At 42.0% G+C, this 19,572-nt stretch carries 14 protein-coding genes; 8 read left to right on the top strand and 6 right to left on the bottom strand.

Translation table 11 applies throughout. The features are described from left to right. Nucleotides 1-375 precede the first annotated feature (375 nt). From ACKI39_RS09015 to ACKI39_RS09005, 3 genes are all read left to right on the top strand, one after another. Nucleotides 376-1,674 (top strand): aminotransferase class I/II-fold pyridoxal phosphate-dependent enzyme, encoded by a 1,299-nt coding sequence (locus ACKI39_RS09015; RefSeq protein ID WP_407399752.1) that lies wholly within the window; start codon nt 376-378, stop codon nt 1,672-1,674. Between the two features lie 102 nt (nt 1,675-1,776). Beyond that, a complete protein-coding gene (locus tag ACKI39_RS09010) occupies nt 1,777-3,030 on the top strand; it encodes a hypothetical protein (RefSeq protein WP_407399750.1) in 1,254 nt (417 codons plus the stop codon). Between the two features lie 74 nt (nt 3,031-3,104). Further along, the gene (locus ACKI39_RS09005) at nt 3,105-3,503 is read left to right on the top strand and encodes a hypothetical protein (protein WP_407399748.1); all 399 of its coding nucleotides are present in this window, start codon (nt 3,105-3,107) and stop codon (nt 3,501-3,503) included. Here the strand turns inward: ACKI39_RS09005 and ACKI39_RS09000 are convergent. From ACKI39_RS09000 to ACKI39_RS08990, 3 genes are read right to left on the bottom strand one after another with little or no spacing between them, the layout of a single operon-like run. Further along, nucleotides 3,500-4,852, bottom strand: coding sequence for an ArsB/NhaD family transporter (locus tag ACKI39_RS09000; RefSeq protein WP_407399746.1), 1,353 nt, complete (start codon nt 4,850-4,852; stop codon nt 3,500-3,502). The two genes, ACKI39_RS09005 and ACKI39_RS09000, sit on opposite strands and share 4 nt — an antisense overlap. A 10-nt stretch (nt 4,853-4,862) precedes the next feature. Next, a complete protein-coding gene (locus ACKI39_RS08995) occupies nt 4,863-5,507 on the bottom strand; it encodes a YfcE family phosphodiesterase (RefSeq protein ID WP_407399744.1) in 645 nt (214 codons plus the stop codon). Between the two features lie 3 nt (nt 5,508-5,510). Further along, a complete protein-coding gene (locus ACKI39_RS08990; protein WP_407399742.1) occupies nt 5,511-6,266 on the bottom strand; it encodes a hypothetical protein in 756 nt (251 codons plus the stop codon). A 56-nt stretch (nt 6,267-6,322) separates the two neighbouring features. Between ACKI39_RS08990 and ACKI39_RS08985 the strand changes: the two genes are divergently transcribed. Together ACKI39_RS08985 and ACKI39_RS08980 are read left to right on the top strand one after the other, a co-directional pair. Further along, nucleotides 6,323-9,181, top strand: a complete 2,859-nt coding sequence (locus ACKI39_RS08985) for a CHASE2 domain-containing protein (RefSeq protein ID WP_407399740.1) — start codon at nt 6,323-6,325, stop codon at nt 9,179-9,181. A 12-nt stretch (nt 9,182-9,193) separates the two neighbouring features. After that, nucleotides 9,194-10,555 carry an MATE family efflux transporter gene (locus ACKI39_RS08980; RefSeq protein WP_407399738.1) on the top strand — a complete coding sequence of 454 codons (1,362 nt, stop codon included), beginning with the start codon at nt 9,194-9,196 and terminating at the stop codon, nt 10,553-10,555. Nucleotides 10,556-10,717: 162 nt separating this feature from the next. Here ACKI39_RS08980 and ACKI39_RS08975 read toward each other — a convergent pair whose 3' ends face one another. Continuing rightward, a complete protein-coding gene (locus ACKI39_RS08975; protein ID WP_407399736.1) occupies nt 10,718-12,802 on the bottom strand; it encodes a methyl-accepting chemotaxis protein in 2,085 nt (694 codons plus the stop codon). Nucleotides 12,803-12,960: 158 nt separating this feature from the next. On the opposite strand from ACKI39_RS08975, the gene ACKI39_RS08970 reads away from it, so the two are divergent. Then, nucleotides 12,961-14,256 carry a CobW family GTP-binding protein gene (locus ACKI39_RS08970; protein ID WP_407399734.1) on the top strand — a complete coding sequence of 432 codons (1,296 nt, stop codon included), beginning with the start codon at nt 12,961-12,963 and terminating at the stop codon, nt 14,254-14,256. A 112-nt stretch (nt 14,257-14,368) separates the two neighbouring features. Continuing rightward, nucleotides 14,369-16,312: a ribosomal protection-like ABC-F family protein gene (gene abc-f / locus ACKI39_RS08965; protein ID WP_407399732.1), complete on the top strand. Its 1,944-nt coding sequence runs from the start codon at nt 14,369-14,371 to the stop codon at nt 16,310-16,312. 5 nt (nt 16,313-16,317) lie between these two features. Here abc-f and ACKI39_RS08960 read toward each other — a convergent pair whose 3' ends face one another. Next, the gene (locus tag ACKI39_RS08960) at nt 16,318-17,250 is read right to left on the bottom strand and encodes a LysR family transcriptional regulator (RefSeq protein WP_407399730.1); all 933 of its coding nucleotides are present in this window, start codon (nt 17,248-17,250) and stop codon (nt 16,318-16,320) included. A 15-nt stretch (nt 17,251-17,265) separates the two neighbouring features. Continuing rightward, nucleotides 17,266-17,847 carry a DUF4230 domain-containing protein gene (locus ACKI39_RS08955; RefSeq protein ID WP_407399728.1) on the bottom strand — a complete coding sequence of 194 codons (582 nt, stop codon included), beginning with the start codon at nt 17,845-17,847 and terminating at the stop codon, nt 17,266-17,268. Nucleotides 17,848-17,916: 69 nt separating this feature from the next. Between ACKI39_RS08955 and ACKI39_RS08950 the strand changes: the two genes are divergently transcribed. After that, a complete protein-coding gene (locus ACKI39_RS08950; RefSeq protein WP_407399726.1) occupies nt 17,917-19,506 on the top strand; it encodes a hypothetical protein in 1,590 nt (529 codons plus the stop codon). Nucleotides 19,507-19,572 lie beyond the last annotated feature (66 nt).

Raw genomic sequence — 19,572 nt, 5'->3', positions numbered from 1 at the left:
ATAAAATATAATTATTTAATGGAAATTTGAGTTAAAAAAGCACTGTTTTTGGGAAATTTTTTAGTGTCTATCTAATTTTGATAACAAATTGAGTCATTTTGACACACTTTTCACAACACATAATTTTCACTGAGTAAAATTGACACATTAATTTTCATCCTGTGACTATATGAGCCATAAAATCCCAATTTATTCTGTATATATAAAATCTAATAAAAAAAATGGAGAATCGGCAAGTTTTTCTTTAAATTTTTTAACAATTTCTAACAAATACTTATTACACTGCCTCTTTTTATTGTATAAATATGCACTATTTACCTATATTTATGCATATTCTTGACAATTTTATGCAAATTCAGAATAATTTGTCTCATCATGATTAATCCATTAGCACAACAATTAAACGACACATTAAAAGGTTCTGTTGTAGACGCTCTCATGTCTGATTTAGGAAAGCGTCTTTATTTTCCAAACGGTATTATTTCTCAGGGTGGAGAAGCTGCAAAAGATGCTTCTTTAGCAAACGGTACAATTGGTATGGCCGTTGCAAATGGCACTCCAATAGAATTGGAATCATATAAAAAAATGATGCCAACATTGGGACCAAGAGAAACTGTAGCTTATGCAAAAACTGCAGGTAATCCTGATGTAAGAAAACTTTGGAAAGAAAAAATTATCGAAAAGAATCCAGATTTAAAGAATAAAACTTTCTCAATGCCAATTTTGGTTCCTGGTCTTACAGCAGTTTTATCATATGTTTGTGACTTGTTTGTTGATGTTGATAAGCCATTACTCGCGGCAGATCCAAGTTGGGACAATTATGAATTGATTGCTTCTGCTCGTCGAGGGGCTGAATTCCATCAGTTCAAATGTTTTGAAAATGGAAAATTCAATATTCCTGGAATTGAAAAAGCAATGAAAGCTGATGCTGAAAAATATGGCTCAGTTCGTATTATTTTGAATTTCCCACAGAATCCATCTGGATATAGCCCAACAAAAGATGAAGCTAAAGAACTTGTTCGCATTGTAAAAGAAATTGCTGAAAGCGGCAAAAAAGTAATGGTTCTTTCAGATGATGCATATTTTGGATTGAACTACGAGGATGATATTGAACCTCAGTCACTTTTCTCATATATGGCTGATGTTCATGAAAATGTTTTGGCAATTAAAGCTGATGGTCCTACAAAAGAAGATTTTGCATGGGGATTCAGAACTGGTTTCATTACATTTGCTTCAAAAGCACTTACAGAAGATCAGATTACTGCATTAACAACAAAATTTATGGCTGCAATCCGTTCTTCAGTTTCATGTGCTTCAACACCTAGCCAGTCTCTCATCCTCAAGGGATACAAGGCAGGCAACATTGAAAATGAAAAGAAGGAATTCCGCAAGATTCTTGAACGCCGCTATGCAATCGTCCGCAAGTTTGTTAACGAGCACAAGAGCGACTACATTGAGCCACTTCCATTTAACTCGGGATACTTCATGTCATTCGATACAAAGAAAATCAATGCAGAAGAACTCCGCGTTAAGCTTCTTAAGGAACACGGAATCGGAACAATCCAGATTGACCCACAGACACTCCGCGTTGCTTTCTCAAGCCTAGACGAAGAAAACATCGAAGTAGTCTACAGCGCAATCTACAAGGTTGCAGACGAAATGGGTAAAAACTAATTCAGTTTAATTCATAATGAAAACGGGCTGTCCACAATTTTGCGGGCAGCCTTTTTTATATCCTCCGTTCCTTATTTCAAAAAATTCTGCTAAAATATTTTTATGAAAATAATTGCTAAACTTGCCTGTCTTTTGGTTCCATTCGCATTCATTTCCTGTGCGAAATCAAAGGACAAGACTGTTATCATATGGACAAACAACACGGAAATAGTTTCCTATGTTGAACTTTTCAACGCCACCCACGAAAAAACAAAGGCAGTCGTTGTATACAAAAAAGAACCTGCCCGCGCGCTTCCTCCTTCTAAGGATGAACTGACTCCAGACATCATCATAGGTCCTTGGCTTAAGAATTCCCTTACAAGAAAATATTTTACTTCCATCGACTATCTTTTTGCGGAAAAAAGCGTTTCAAAGACACAGTTCTACAAAAAGCTTTTGGACTATGGATGCATCAACGAAAAGCAATACCTTTTACCAGTAAGCTTTAATCTGCCTGCAATGATCTTCAGCAGAAAGAATGAATCTCTTGTTGGAAATGACCACTACCTGGACTTTGAACACATCAAGGAAATCGCCACAAAATTCAACAGCAGAAACGACAAGGAGGCCTACACCGCAATGGGCTTTGGACCTTCCTGGGACAGCGAATTCCTTTACACCCTTACAAAACTCAACGGTACATCCTATCGTGAAAAAGGCACAAGCTTTCTATGGGATGAGGAAGCAATGCACAATTCCATAAATCAGATAAAATATTGGACTTCCTTCTGCAACACTGACACGACAACAGAACAGAACTTCCAGTTCCGCTATCTTTACATGCCTTTCTACAGGCAGGTCACTTCTGGAAGATGCCTCTTTGCCTATACTACAAGCGACAATCTCTTTACGCTTACCGATGCACAATCATCAAGCGTTTCTTTCCGATGGATCGTTCAAGGAGATAAAATTCCAGTAGAGGATGACATAATCACAATGGGAATATACAAGGGCGCAGAACATTCTGATCAGGCAGAAATTTTTATTTCCTGGTTCCTTAAGGAAGAAACGCAGCAGAAGCTCATTGAACGCACAGAGAGCATGAAGCTTGACAGCGTCAACTTTGGTATTGCAGGAGGATTCTCTTCCATACATGATGTAAACGAAAAATACTATCCTGCCTTCTATCGACAGCTTCTCGGGAACATGCCTCCAGAAGAATACCTTACTTTGCCAAACATTCTTCCATACAGATGGGAAAGCCTTAAGGCAAACGTAATTCTTCCCTATTTAGCAGACAGCACAAACACCAACGGAGCAAAAAACAATTCAACGCTGGAAGAAAGAATCACGGAATGGACAAAACAATTCTATTGATTTACTTAAATTAAACTGTAAAAAACACTAAACAAAATTCTACCCCCTCCGATAATAAAAGTGAGGGTAGGATTATGTTTTCAAACGGAATAAATCTTAACGCAGCATCATACAACAATGTTTTCTCAACTTCTTCAGGATCGCTCTTTGTTCCTGTAAAGCCAAGTGCTGTAATCTACTCTCAGCTGGACTATGTTCATGGAACTGCTGCAAAAAGCGGACAGAACGGAGTTCCACTCAGCAAGGTCAGGATCCTCAACACGCTCATTAATCAGCTTGTATCAATGAAGCAGAAAACTACAACTCATTCAGAGGAAGAACTTTCTGGAATGTCTGAGGAACAGAAGGATGCTCTCATAAAGGAATACCAGCAGCAGATCAAGTCTGCCATGTCAAACACAGCACAGCCTGCAACATACGGATTTGCAGGTCTCATGCCAGAAGCAGGTGCTGTTGTCAGCGTAAACGCTTAATTCCAGACACTCCAAAGGAAGAATCCAGAAACAAGTGCTGTCACGACGGCAAAGGGAATTCCTGTCTTTAACCATTCAGCAAAGGTATAGTTCTCACCTTCATTCTTAAGCATATCTGACGCAGTCTTGTTTGCGGAAGACCCAAGCGGAGTGATGCTGCTGCCGATGCAACTTCCAAGAAGAAGAGCAAATGTAAAAAGTTCAGGCTCCGCTTCAATTCCAAGAGCATAGACTGAAGCAAAGGGAAGTATTACTGCGACATAGATTACGTTATCTACAAAAGCAGACACAAGAAGGGAAACTACAAGAAGAATCACAAAAACCGTGACCTTAACATCTCCTGCAAAGGTTGAAACAACATTCACCAGATCGGACATGATTCCTACTTCCCTGACAGCACCAGCAAGAATGAATGTTCCTAAAAGAAAAACAACTGTCTTCCACTCTGTCTTTAATAGAACATCTGCAATCTCAGCTGCAGTTTTTTTCTGGGTCACCTTAAACCACATAAGGGACACCATGCCGATGAATAGAACATAGAGTCCTGTAGAACATTGCATACGGTTTCTGAAATATGACATGACAGAAAGACCTGCGATCATGACACCAAAAATGATGGAAGGAGTCCACGAAAGAATCGACACCACCTGAACTTCCATCCTGTTCCTTCTGCTTTTTGAGAATATAAAATAGAAGAAAGCACAGCCTGCGATCATGCCTACCTGACATATGGCAAAAAATGAGACCCTTCCGTCAAAGATAAAGAAATCATTGAAACGAAATCCAGAGTAACCAGCAAACATGGCGGATTCAGGACTTGCTGACAAAGTAGCGGCAACCTCAACGTTACATATCATTGCCACCGCAGCAACAAGACGACCAGGCCTTATTCCAGCCCCCTTGCAGAAGGAAATTGCCACAGGAACCATTATGAGTACCGCTGCTATGTTCCCGACAAAAGCAGAGACTATTGCCGATACCACAAGAATGGAAACGATGGCACCGCAGGCATTTGAACTTCTCTTTGCAAGACTTGAGCCGATGTGTGCAGCTACCCTTGAATGGGCAAGAACAGAAGAAAGCATCATGCTTCCAAGACAAAGGAGAACAGCGTTCCAGTTGATGACCTCCGTAAAGGCATGGACAAAAGCATAGGAACGCCTATGGACATTTCCATCCAAGGCAAGGATATCCTCAGGCAGGTGAAAAATACTGTCAGGGATAAATGTTCCAAGCACAAGTACAAGAAAGGCAGCACCCATGGTAAACCATGTTTTCCTAGACTGAAAAACAGCAACCATAATGCAGGTTAAAATTGCAATTGTTCCAATGACTATCTTGATGCTCATCTATAATACCTCAGAAAAAAATCGACTCAGGAATGAAAGTCTTACGTTCACCAGGAATTGCCTGATAGAAAACAGCATCATAATGCTCTTTTTCCCTATCGATATCCACGATGGCAAAGGATGGCGGCTGGCACTGTCTTGGTCTTGAACAGCTTCCAGGATTCAACACAAAAACATTACCTGAGGTAAGAGCACTGAAACCAACATGCGTATGTCCAAAGAAAACAGCCGTGCATCCAATGCTTGTAGCGACTTCTTTTATTCCATCAAGTCCTTCATAAAGAGAAAACCTATGGCCATGGGTGAAAAAAACATTGTGGCCCGCAGCAATAAGGGAACAGCTGAGAGGCACCCGAATCTTTTCTCCGTTGACCGTATAGCTGTCAGGATCGTTGTTGCCTTCAACCACTCCAAGAACTGGCGGAACAGAATCGGAGATCTCCACAAGCCGTGATATATCTTCCATCCCATCACCACAGAAGACCATGCCGTCGCATTCCTTTCCAAACTCCTCTACGATGTTCCTGAGAATTGAAAAATTCCCATGGGAATCTGAGACCACAAGAAGTCTTGCCTTATCCTTGTTTGCAAGGGAATCTATAGCCTCCTGTGTTCCAAGAAGATTCGTCAAATTATCCTGCTTAAATGTATTCAAATCTCACTCCGAAGCTTCGATAACAAAATGGTTTCTTGCCTGAATTCCTGTTTCTCCATCAACAAAACGATGGACCTTTCTTTTGCCAATGATGGCCTGAACATGGGCATGAAGCTCATTGTCAGAAGGAAGTTCTCCTGGAAGAATTGCGGCATAACGGACAGCCGAAACAATGATGTCAAAGATATCCTTGTCCATAACCTGTCCCTGTTCTTCAGCCTCCAAGGTCCCAGAGCTTTCATGGTCAAGAACAAAGCTACAGGTTCCTTCCTGACCAAGAATATCATCCTGAGGAAAGAAAGAAAAAATATTGAAATTTGGATTGTTGTCCCTGCCGTCACGGATGTTGGCGAATGTATAATGGCATCCCTCTGGAGCTCCAAAGACCACTATGCCACGCACATTGCTGGAGTCTGCAAGATCACGGAAATTTGAAATTCTATTATGAAGATCATCAGGAAATCTTATGCACTTTACAAGTCCTCCATTTTCAGCAAGCCCGTATTTTTCAGCAAGAACCGATTCAGCCTTTGCATAGAATTCCTTGTCATTGAAACCATAGCCGAAGATGACAAAAACAGTACCTTCATCTCCTGACCATTTAACGCCTTGATTTTTATCTGACCTTACATCCACAGGCTGAATTTCAATCACGTCTCCTGACATGATGACGGTCTGTTCCGATTTATTTCTGCCGCATGAACTTAAGGTCACAAAAAGAAAAGCCATTCCAAGCTGCAAAAGTCTTCTTGAAGTCATTTTTACACTATCCCCAAACTGTAAAATATTTCTTCCATATGATATACTTTTTAACCATGAAAAGCAAAGAAAAAAACAAGCGCAAGAATTCGGCGCTTTCAAATATGATTGGAATAATTCTCCTTGCGGTGTTTACAGGAATAGCAGTTCTCCTTGCAAGGTTCGACATGTTCCAAAGACTTGACTACCGTCTATACGACTACATTCTTGGACTTTCAAAGGAAATAGAAACCAACGAGGATATAGTCCTTATCGACATCGACGATGAATCCCTTGGACGCATCGGTGCCTGGCCATGGACCCGCGACATAATTGGAGATGCCCTTCTTAGGATGAAGGAATTCGGCGCAAAGCAGGCAATCTTCGATATTGAATATCTTTCCTCATCCACAAAAGGTATCAATGAAAACCTTGAGGAAACAGTACTGGAAACTTTCGCCAATGGAGAAGAAAACATTGCTACCTCCGTCTCAAATTTTGCAGGTGATATTGAATCTGGAATCGTAACCAAAGTAAACGCACAGCAGAAAGCCTCTGCCATGATGTCGGACCAGATCGACGGTATACTTTACGAAATGCAGAGGGACATTACTTCTGACTTCTCAAGGGACTACGACGATTACTTTGCACGATGCATCCAGTTTTTTGGAAACACATCATTGACCGTAAACTTCCGCAATCTCGCCATCAAAAGAGAACCAGAGGAAATTCAATACACACACAACAGGTTCCTTTTTGACAATGTTGACGACCCGCTTAACCTGATACATACAGGAAATGTTTTTTCAACAAAGGAAGAGGACGACACGGTTGAACGAAGCTTTACCCCTGCGATGCAACGCTTTGTTTCCCGTGGGAACGGGGTTGGTTTTACCAACGTTGTTGTTGACAGGGATGGCATCCGTCGCCGCGTCGAGCTACTTAACTTTCATGACGGAAAATTCGCAGGTCAGCTTGCCTTTGCTCCTCTCGCAAGACTCATGGATGTCCAGAAAATGGAACGAACAAAAAATGCCCTCATCCTCTACGGATGCAAGGTTCCAGGACATGAAGAAAAACAGGACATAAAAATTCCTTTGGACAAGCATGGCCGCATGCTCATCAACTGGCTTCACGGCAACTACTACGAAAGTTTCAGACACGTTCCAGTCTACATGCTCCACAACCTTGACCTTGCGGAACGACTCATCATCGAAAACCTTGCTAAAATAAACAATGCAAACCTAAGCACACTTTCCGAAGAAGACGCCGACTATCTTCTGAACACAAACTATTTCTATTCGGAATACAAGAACCTTACAAAAAACAAGAACAACATCCTTCTTAAGTGCCGTGGCTTTACAGAAGACGGAACTCCCATCAAGGGAGGCCTTACAAACGCGGATTACAACATTTACTTCTTTGCAAGAAACGATTTTTTCAAGAACCTAAAGGAGTTTACAGACTCACTTTCAACAATCCAGAGTTCGCAAAGCGTTCCTCTTATCGCAGAGCTTGTCTCAAGCGTAGACCACTATCTCAAGGATGAAGAAACCTTGAGGTCAGTGATAAAGAATTCCTTCTGCTTCATCGGAAACTGCGCTACATCAAGTACAGATCTAGGTGTTACACCTTTCATCAAACGTTACGCAAATCTCGGTACCCACGCAAATGTCGCAAATACGATTCTACAGCAACAGTTCATCACAGAGGTGGATACTATTTGGGGAATCGCAGCCTGTTCTAGCTTCATCTTTATCATCCTTCTTCTTACTTTAAAGATGAGTCCAAGCTGGAAGAATGTTTTTGGAGTCCTCTACATAATCATTCCAGTTGCGGTTTTTGCAGGCCTTATGATTCTATTCAGAATCTATGTTCCTGCGGTAGTTCCTTTTGTAATGTGCGGTCTTATCTACATCAGTGAAGTGATCATGAACTTCCGCGCTGTAAACGCAGACAAGAAATTCCTCCAGTCAACATTTGGAGCCTATGTTGCTCCTGCAGTCGTCAATGAAATCATCAAGAATCCCGACACTGCAAAGCTCGGAGGTGAAAACAAAAACATCACGGCTCTTTTTTCCGATGTAAAGACTTTTTCTGGATTCACGGAAGTCATCAACAACGAAGAAGGCGAAGGCAATGGAGCTGTTCGTCTTGTTTCAATCCTCAATGAATATCTTGGTGCCTTAAGTGATTCAATCATGACCTGCCATGGAACAATCGATAAATATGTCGGTGATGAAATCGTTTCATTCTTTGGTGCTCCTGTAGATGATCCAGAAAATGCATACCACGCCTGTCTTGCAGGAATAAGAATGAGGCAGGCAGAAGAACTCTACAACGAAGAAAACAGAAACAAGCTTCCTATAATCAAGGAAACAGGTGAACCTTTCTACCTTCACTCCCGCATTGGAATAAACACAGGGCACATGGTTGTCGGCAACATGGGTACAGACAAAAAGCTTAACTATACCATCATGGGAAACAACGTCAATCTTGCCTCCCGCCTTGAAGGAACAAACAAGGCCTACAACACATGGATAATGTGTTCCGATTCAACATGGCAGGCCGCAGATTCTGGAATACACAAAGGTGAACTGATTGCAAGAAAGATGGATTATGTCCGTGTCGTCAATGTAAACAAACCAGTCCAGATACACAACATCCTGGGATTGAAGTCGGAGATGGATTCTGCACAGATTGAAGCCGCCGCACTCTTCAACGAGGGAATGAGATATTATCTGATGGGCAGCAATACTCCAGAGCAGAAAAAGAGCATCGATGAATTGAAGACCGCCTATGCATACTTCAAGAAAGCAAGGGAATGTTATCCTGCAGACGAATCTTCCGAAGTATTCATGAAGCGCTGTGCAATCTACATCAAGAAAGGCATTCCTCCACTCTGGGATGGTGTTTATACAATGACATCAAAATAATAGATTTATTCCATGGACAGAACAAAGGACAAAGACCATACAATGGACATGACGGAAGGACCTGTCCTTTCAAAGATCCTTCTGTTTGCCATCCCGCTTGTATTTTCAAGCATACTTCAGATTCTATTCAATGCAGCGGACATTGTTGTCGTAGGTAAATTCGTAGGCGACACTGCCCTTGCTGCAGTCGGCTCCAATTCAGCATTGATCAATCTTATCACAAATCTTTTCATAGGACTTTCAATTGGAGCAAATGTCGTCGTTGCAAGATATTTTGGCGGTAAACAGGATGAGGAAACTTCAGTTGCCGTCCACACTTCAATAGCTCTTGGCTTTATCAGTGGAATAACACTTACGATTCTTGGAATCATAGGAGCTCCATTCTTTCTTTCCCTTATGCTTACACCTAAGGATGTTCTCCCACAGGCTGTCCTCTACCTAAGGATAATCTTTTCTGGCATGACCAGCATGATGGTCTACAATTTTGGAAGTGCGGTCTTACGCGCCGTAGGAGATACAAAAAGACCTCTTTATTGCCTTTTGTCTGCAGGAATACTCAATGTAATCCTCAACCTTCTTTTTGTTGCAGTTTTCAGAATGTCCGTAGCTGGTGTTGGATTTGCGACCATTCTTTCCCAGGCAGTTTCCTGCATCCTCATCTTAAGATGTCTTAAAAGAGAAGAAAGTTCCATAAAACTGACATTCAAAAAGCTTGCCATAGACAGAAAGAACTTGATTCATATTTTAAAAGTCGGTCTACCAGCAGGACTTCAGGGGGTGGTATTTGCCCTTTCAAACACAGTCATCCAGTCATCGGTCAATTCCTTTGGATCAGTCGTCATGGCAGGAAGCGCCGCAGCCCAGAACATTGAAGGCATAGTCTATTTCGCGATGAATTCCTTCTATCAGGCAAGCATCAGTTTTACAAGCCAATGTTTTGGAGCAAAGAAATACGAAAGAATCAACAGGGTCCTTTTCATGTCATTGCTCTGCGTAATTTCTGCAGGAATCATCACAGGTTATTCTCTTTTCATTTCGGGTAGATGCATACTTGGTCTATTCACAGAAAACCCGAATGTCATTGAAGCAGGTATGGATCGTCTAAAGGTCATACTTACATCCTACTGCCTATGTGGAATAATGGATGTACTGGTAGGGGCATTGAGAGGAATAGGTTATTCTGTGCTTCCAATGATCGTATCCCTTCTTGGATCGTGCATCCTACGCATCGCTTGGCTTGCAACAGTTTTCCAGATACCAAGGTTCCATGCAACGGAAACAATCTACATGTCCTATCCAATATCATGGATCATCACCCTTACAGTCCATGCAATCTGTTTTGCCATCTTAAGAAAAAGACTAAAGCCCAAATAAAAAACGCCCGCATACTTGCGGGCGAATTAGTTCTTGTCAGTTTAAGGTTCTATCGCTTTACAACTCTAAAACCCCACCAACTGATGTTTTTCTCGCAGAGAAAACAGACGCGGACTGCGGCTGAATCAGTTGGTGCCACAAAGTATAATTCACTTTAGTGAATTATACCTTGAACTGATCTACCTGAGCACCGATGTCTTCGATAGCATCTGCCATCTGCTGTGAGATACCAGAAAGGGCAGCACCCGTTTCATTGATCTTTGTAGCACCAGTCGACATTTCATCCATTCCACTCTTCATAGATGTTGTTGCATCCTGGAGGTTTCTGATTTCTTCAAGGATAGCCTTGTTTCCTTCAGACATTTCTTCAGATGCATTCTTAACCTGTGCAGAGCTGTCATTCATGTGGCCGAGGGCTTCGGAAATCTGCTTAGATCCTTCTGTCTGCTCGTCCATTGCATTCTTGATTTCCTGAACAAGGTTGCTTGTATCATTCATTCCGCTTGAAACGAGAGCGAAGGCTTCTGCTGCATCCTTAGATACCTTAACGATATCCTCGATGTTGGCTGCGATCTTCTGGAGCTGATCACCGATTGTCTTTGTCTGCTCTGAAGATGTTTCTGAAAGCTTACGGATTTCATCGGCAACAACCGAGAATCCCTTACCTGCTTCACCGGCATGTGCAGCTTCGATTGCAGCGTTCATGGCAAGAAGGTTTGTCTGTTCTGCGATAGAAGAGATAACGGCATTGGCTTCCTGAAGTGCTTCAGATTCGCTGGCGATTGTAAGGATCTTGGAATTAACGTCTTCCTGCTTCTGAACACCTTCCGTAGCCTTGCGTTCAAGGTCATTGAATGATGTAGCCATTCTTGCAACAGAATTGTTGACGCTGTTGATGTTTCCAATCATTTCTTCAACTGCGGAAGCAGCCTGAGTTACACTTGCACTCTGACCTTCAATCATGCGGTTGAGAGATTCAATGTTGGATGCAATTTCGTTAACGGCACCTGCTGTCTGGTGAACACTGTCAGACTGAGCGTTGATGCTGTTACCCATGCTTTCAATGTTTGCAATAATCTGTGTAATTGAAGCGGCTGTATCTTCCGTACTTGCCTTAAGGTCACTACCAGAACGATCAAGATCATTCTTTGAATTTTTCATTGTAGAAACGATTCCCTGGAGTTTTTCAGAGAAGTTGTTGAAGCCTTCAACTACGCGGCCGATTTCGTTGTTGTTCTTGCCCTTAAGCTCAATTCTCTTTGTAAGGTCTGCATTTCCTGTAGCAATTTCATTGATAGCCTTTTCAACAATCATGAGAGGCTTCATTGCACTGTTGATAAGGATACCGATAATTATGAGGAGAACAAAGGCTGATATGATGCTGAATGTAACGATAAGTCTTGAAGTTGCGTTAGATGTAGCAAAAACTTCGTTGGCGTTCATAACGAAAGTCATGTACCACTTTGTATGATCAACTGGAGCATAGATCAACATCATTTCTTCTGGAAGCTTTTCATAGAATACAGTAGTCTTTCCATTGAAAGATTCAATAAGAGCGTCGATTCTTGCTGAATTAACTTTGTCAGCACGTGCAAGCTGGATGCTGTCCATATTGCCTGATGTAGCGATTGGATTATGGTCAGAAGAATAAAGCGTTCCGATACCAGTCTTTCCAACGTGAACACCGTCAACAATGTGGCTCAAATGTTCAATGAGAATGACAGCACAGAAGAATCCGATTCTGTCTCCGCTTACATCAACAGGACGGCAGACATGGAGAACAGTCTTTCCTGTTGTCTTTGAACTAACAGGATTGTCTACGTAGAAATCCTTTTTCTGAACCATGATTGCCTGATAGTAATCGCGATCCTTAACGTTTGTATGTGATCCGATATCTGAATCAAAGTTACCGTCCTTATCAACGAAAGCAACATAGTCAAAGTCTTCCGGACGAATGTCTGCGTTTTCACGAAGCCAGCTGACAATCTGGGCAGGGTCTTTTGTTCTATTAATATGGTTCTTTGTATAAGTTGCAAGTTCTGCATTATACTCATCAATCTTTGCAGTAATCTGGCTACTGAAAAGTTCTGTCATTGTAGAATAGGCATCTTCTGATGTCATCTTCATTTCTTTCTTTGTGTAACTTGAAATTACAAAAAGCTGAATTGCGTTAAGTGCGATAAAAGCAATAGCAATGGTAAGAAGAAGTTTTACAACAAGCTTGCCTTTCTTTACGTTCTTTTCCATGGATCCTCCTGGAGTTTTTGTGCTAATAATACTCTTCATTATATTATCGTTCAAAATTCTGATTTTTCAAGAAATTTTAAGGAATTCCTCCATCATTTTGCATTTTGTATAAAAATATAGTATCTTCTATATATATTTTTATTATTCAGAGGAATAGAATGGCAAAGAAACAGACACCTATTACCTTGCTCTGCGGTTATCTCGGAGCAGGAAAGACTACACTTATGAATAGGATTCTTTCCAATCAGGAAGGATATAAGGTTGCCGTAATCGTTAACGACATCGGCGAAGTTAATGTTGATGCAAAACTCATTGCTGACGGTGCCAAAATTACAGACACATCAAGCATCGTACCAATGACAAACGGATGCCTCTGCTGCACCCTCAAGAGCGACATGGTAAAGAACATTGAAAACCTCATAAAGAGCGGAAAATTCGATTACATCATGATCGAAGCTTCCGGCGTATGTGAACCAATGCCAATCGCACAGGAACTTGAACTCATAAAGAACGGAAAACTGGACAATGTTGTCGGAGTCGTAGATGCTGCCCGCCTCGTAGATGAATTTGCAGGCGGAGACAAGCTTCTTGCCAAGGAAGCAATGGGAGAAGAAGACATCGAAAGCCTCCTCGTTCAGCAGATTGAATTCTGTTCAACACTCGTAATCAACAAGAAGGACCTTGTTTCAGAAGAAGACTTCAAGAAGGTACGCAAGGTAATCGAAGTCCTCCACCCTGGAGTAAACATCATCGAAACAGACCACGGCAATGTTGAAGTTTCAAAGATCATGGGAACAGGCTCATTCGAATTCGACACAGTCTATGCAAGCGCAGGATGGTGCAAGCACCTTGAAGAAGACGAAGTTGAAGATGATGACGACCACGACGAACACGAGCATCATCATCACGATCACGACCATGAAGAACACCACCATGATCATGACCACGAACATGAGCACCATCACGACCACGATGATGACGACGAACACGAACACAATCCTGCACACGGTGAAGAAGGACATCACTGCGACGAGCACTGTCATCATCATCACCACCACGAGCACAAGCACGAAGGTGAAAGCGAAGACGAATATGGAATCGGAACATTCATCTACTACCGCCGCAAGGCATTTGACCGCCAGAAACTTGATGAATACGCAAACAAATGGCCACGCAACATCATCCGCTGCAAGGGCCTCATGTGGTTCAGCGATGAACCTGAAATGGCCTGGGTATTTGAAACTTCAGGACGCCAGATTTCTGCAGGCTACAGCGGACAGTGGGTTGCCGCATGCCCAGCAAAGGAACAGAAGGAAATTCTTGAGGCAAATCCTAAGATCAAGGAAGAATGGGACGAAACCGTTGGCGACAGAATGATCAAGCTCTGTGTCATCGGTCAGAACCTTGACAAGGCAAAGATCAGCGCAGAACTTGACGCATGCCTTGCTGACTAACTGACAGGCAGTTACAATCTTTAAAAAGCATAAAGCACCCTTGCTCAACGGCAAAGGTGCTTTTTTTATTCCCCTCTTGAACAAATCCCTACAATGGATAAAATTCATTTCTATGAATCTTCTATCTATAAGTGGACTTGCAAAACTAAGCCGCGAAAATTACCTTTTTACAGATGTTACATTCGGCCTCAACGAAGGAGACAAGGCTGCCCTTATCGGACGCAACGGAACCGGTAAATCAACACTCCTAAACACAATCGCAGGAGTTCTTGAACCGGACCGTGGAACTGTTGTAATAAACAAGGAAGCAGGTGTTTCTTTTCTTCCGCAGAATCCAGTCTATGACAAGGAAGATACAATCCGCGACCATGTTTTCAAATCTGACAGTCCAAAACTCAAGATCATCCGCGACTACGAAGACATCTGCCTAAAGCTTGAAGATTCAATCTCTGACAGCGTACAGAAAAAATTCGACGAGCTTACGGTAAAGATGAATGCAGGAGACCTCTGGAACTATGAAGCTCAAGTCAAATCTATTTTGAGCACCCTGGGCATCAACGACATGGAACGCAAGATGGGAGAGCTTTCAGGCGGAATGATAAAGAAGGTTGCCCTTGCCCAGGTTCTAGTTGAAGACACAAAACTTCTTTTGCTTGACGAACCTACAAACCATCTGGACATCAGCACCATCTGGTGGCTCCAGAACTACCTTGCAGAAACAAAACGCTCCGTATTGATGGTAACCCACGACCGTTACTTTCTTGATGCTGTCTGCAACAACATCTACGAGCTGGACCGTAACCGAGTAAAGCTTTATGTGGGAAACTATTCCACTTACCTTGAAAAAAAAGAAACGGAGGCAGAAATCGAAGCAAACACGGAACGCCGCATAGAATCAGTCCTCCGCTTTGAAAGGGACTGGCTCCGTCGTGGTCCATGCGCCCGAGGAACAAAAGCAAAGGCAAGAATCCAGCGCGACATGGCTTTGATCAACCGCGAGAAATTTCAGGAAGACAAGGGATTCACATTCCATGTAGAAGGCCGCCGTCTTGGTGGAAAAGTTCTTGAACTCCACAACATCTCAAAAAATTTTGCAAAGGGATTTGCAGAAAACAAGGACAACCATCCTGTATTGAAGAATTTCTCCTACACCTTCAACAAGGGAGAAAAAATCGGAATCTTCGGAGACAACGGAAGCGGAAAGACTACCCTTCTCAACATCATCACAGGAAAAACACAGGCAGACGAAGGAACCGTCATCAAAGGCGAAAACACTTTTGTTGCCTACTATGAACAGAATCCTGTTTTTGAAAACACAAGTCTTACGGTCCTTGAATACATCAAGGAAGCTGCCGACGTCATGAAGACTGCAGACGGAACAGTCTTGAGTGCAGGACTTTTCCTTGAGCAGTTTGGCTTTGAAGGAAGAATACAGCACAGTGCAGTAAGCACCTTGAGCGGTGGCGAAAGAAAGAGACTTTACCTTGTTCGCCTTTTAATCAGCAACCCAAACTTCATCATCCTTGACGAGCCTACCAACGACTTTGACATCTTTACAATGAACATCCTTGAAAAATTCCTTATGGACTTTGGAGGATGCCTTTTAATCGTAAGCCACGACCGTTACTTTATGGACAAGGTTGCGGACACAATGTTTGTCCTTGAAAATGACGGAAGCGTTTCAGGCTTTGTGGGAAAATGTTCTGAATACATTGACTACAGGGAAGAAAAGCGAGCACAGGAAAAAGAAGAGGAAAAGGAAAGAGCCGCAGCAGAAAAAGCCGCACAGGTATCCTCAGCCCACAATACTGAAGGAAAACCAAACACCTCCACTGCCCCGGAAAAGAAACGCAAGATGACTTTCAAGGAGAAAAAAGAGTTCGAGGAACTTGAGAAGAATATTGCGGAATGGGAAGAAAAGAAGAAACAGCTTGAGACTGCTATGGCAGACAGCGACTACACAAAGGCACAGAAGGCAGGTCAGGAATACAGCGAGCTTGAATCAAAACTTGAAACAGCCTACGCCCGCTGGGAAGAACTTGCTGAGCTTCAATAAAAGAATTACTGCCTGCACTTGGCTAGGTATTTTTTCAATTCCTTAAGATAGTCTTCTCCTGTATCGGAGAGGACTATGTTTTTTTTGACAACGAATCCAATCTCCATCTTGCTGTTGGGATTGTCCCTGTCAGCCTCAAATGGAACAGCAACGAAGTCACTTCCGTTCAATTCTTCGCAGATGATTCCTGAGCAAAGGGTATATGCATTAAGACCGACCATAAGGTTAAGGTTTGTAGCGCGGTCTGTCGTCTTGATCATTTTTGGATATTCGTTTTCAGTCAAAATTTCTTCAGCATAATAGAAAGCGGACGATTCATTCTGATCAAAGCTAAGACAAGGATAATCTTTCAACTGCTCAAAGGAAATTGACTTTTCTTTTGCAAGGGGATGCTTTTTCCAGAGATAGACATAAGCATCGCAGGTAATCAGCTTCTTGAATTCAAGATCATGGGCATTGAAAAGCTTTGTCATTGCCTTACGGTTGAAGTCACTCAGAAAAAGAATTCCTATTTCACTTCTACCCGTGGCAACATCTTCCACAATGGCAAGTGTCCGTGTCTCGTTGATTGCAAATTCATATTCAGAAGTATCGAATTTCTTTACCATCTCAACAAAGGATTTTACTGCAAATGAATAGTGCTGGGTTGAGACCGCAAAATGCTTTTTCCTTTTGTTTTTGTTTTCATCGCCAAAACGATCCACAAGATTTTCGTACTGGGCATAGACCTGTCTTGCATACTGGATGAATTCCTTTCCTTCTGTTGTAAGGGTAATTCCCTTTGAAGACCTGTTGAAAATGATGATGCTGAATTCATGTTCGACATCCTTGATGGCGGCAGTAAGTGACGGCTGTGAAACATAAAGGGCTTCTGCAGCCTTGTTGATGGATCCAGTCTCTGAAACACCGATGATATACTTAAGTTGCTGTAGAGTCATTTGTAAATCCTTGTACTATTCTGCGGAAATAAGTTTTACGTTTACCTTCTCAAAACCAAAGCCTTTTACTGTTGCCGACACAAGTTCAACAAGCCTTGAATCAGCTTCCTTGACAAGACCGTTTCGTTCTGCCGCAAGACCATAATCTGCCATGGCAAGGTTGATTTCATCAAAGATTTCCTGCGTGGTTATCGGAACAAAGACGCTTTTCTTTTCATCGAACACTTCCTGAGAAACTAGGGTGTTGTCCAAAATCGCACAATGAGGAACTTTAATGGTAACTTCCTTTCCGTCTCCACTGATGGAAATTTCAGATCTGGTTAGATCCTCGACTCCAATCCTGATCACACCTGAAAACTTGATTATGGAATAAGCCTTTGCCATTCCTCCAGCTGCAGATTTCTTTATGCTCACAATGTCGCTGTAGCTGTTCTTGATGGCAGTCAATTCCGCCACATGAATGACCTGATTTGTCAAAGCCTGATGGGTGCGTTCGATGCGAACATCAAACATCTTGCGGTAGGTCATATATCCAAAAACACCAGCTGCAGCCAAAACCACAGCAAGGACCATGTACTTGATCGTTCTTAATTTCATATCTTCAGTATAGCACTTATTGTTTTTTCTCGCTTGTTTTTAGGTTGTTTTTTCATTATTTTTATATTCATGACTCAGCTTGTTACAATAGAAAACAATACCATCTCCTTGAACACAAACATGACCCCGATTTTTTTTGCGAAGGCAAGATTTTCCGAAAGGCTTAGGGAAAAAGGTGTGGTTGCAGAATTCAATGGAACCAACTGGGAATACAGTCCATGGATCTTTGACAATACAGAAGAGCGAGATGGACTTCTTTTTTTGAAGGGCACTGCATTTGACGGCCGCACTGTAGATGAAATCCTAAACTGCGATAGTGAAAATAAAATCCAGAAGCTTGCGGTAACACTGTGTGAAGTCCTTGAAAATTCACTAGGTTCAAAAGCTCCTGTTGAAAACATCGGTGGAGGAGGAATAATCGTTTCCGACGACCTTACCAAATTCCTATTCCTACCGTATAACTTTTGGACCTCAGCTTCAATGACTGCAGGAGATGAAATTTTCAGCACGCTGAACGGAATCTATATCACTCAAAATCTAGACAGGGAAATTTCATTGCGCTTTACTCAGGCAGTACTGATTTACAAAGCCATAACAGGACTTTTCCCTTTCACTGAAACCGAAACAAAAAAAAGAATCATGGACATACATGACGAAAACTACACGAAACTATGTTGGACAGTTCCTGGTATAGACAAAAAAATAACTGATTTTACGGAGCGTGCCTTCGCAAGAAAGATTGCCACCTATCCATCGGAGCAATTTTCTTCATATCAAAAAAATGAATTACCAGAAAAGGATCTTCTGAGTTTTAAAAGGAATTCAGAGACTGCAAAAAAACACAGGGACAGAAAAGTTCAATCAAGGCGCTTTGTCCGAGCCCACAGAACGGCATTCATCTCTTCTGGAATCGCATTATTCATAACCCTCGTCATCACTGGACATCTGGTAAACACATCCCTTGAGAAACCTACAAGCAGAAGCCTTACTTCCATTGAAACCCTTCAAATGTATTTCACTGCATTGAACGAACTAAATGTTGACGCAGCAAAAAACTGCACCGAAGACATGCAGAGCCATGTAGACAACATAAGCAGTTACTTCTTAAAGACACGCACAAGATCCATGTATAACCGACAGGCAGATACAGTGACTCCCGCCGCGTGGTTCATTAAAAATCAGATTCAGCACAACATCTTTGGACTTAGCCATTTTTATATTGAAGGCAAAGAAGGCAGCTTAAACGTCGAAGGACCTAGAAAAAAGACAAGACCTTCATCTCTTTTGGAAGAACAGGGTATTCAGCTAAAGGAAGGAGATTCAAGGACCTACAAGGTGGAATATATTCTTCTTGATACCACAGGAGAAGATGAAATAAAAGCCACCATATCAAAGGAAGAAGCCACGCTGAATTATAGAAACGGGCGTTGGGTGCTCACCTCCATCGAACCTTCAGAGCAATACGAAGTCCAAAAATTTTCTCTATCGGAATTGACGGAAGACTATCTTTCCTGCATGAAGCCCAACAGCAATCTTAAAGAAGACGTTCTCGAAGCCTGCCATGTTCTTGAAGATAAATATTTCTTCATTCCAACGGAACACGAAATCGATGAAGGCTACGAATATCTAAAAAAAATCAGCGTCTTTAAGTTCGACTGACACTATGATAGGATAATGAATGACAAAATTACACTTTTTGTCATATTGACATATTTTAGTTCTATG

Origin of the sequence: Treponema sp. (genome assembly GCF_045641405.1) — a bacterium.
Lineage (GTDB): Bacteria > Spirochaetota > Spirochaetia > Treponematales > Treponemataceae > Treponema_D.
Note: the sequence above shows the minus strand (reverse complement) of the source record. Positions and strands in the feature narration are given on the sequence as shown.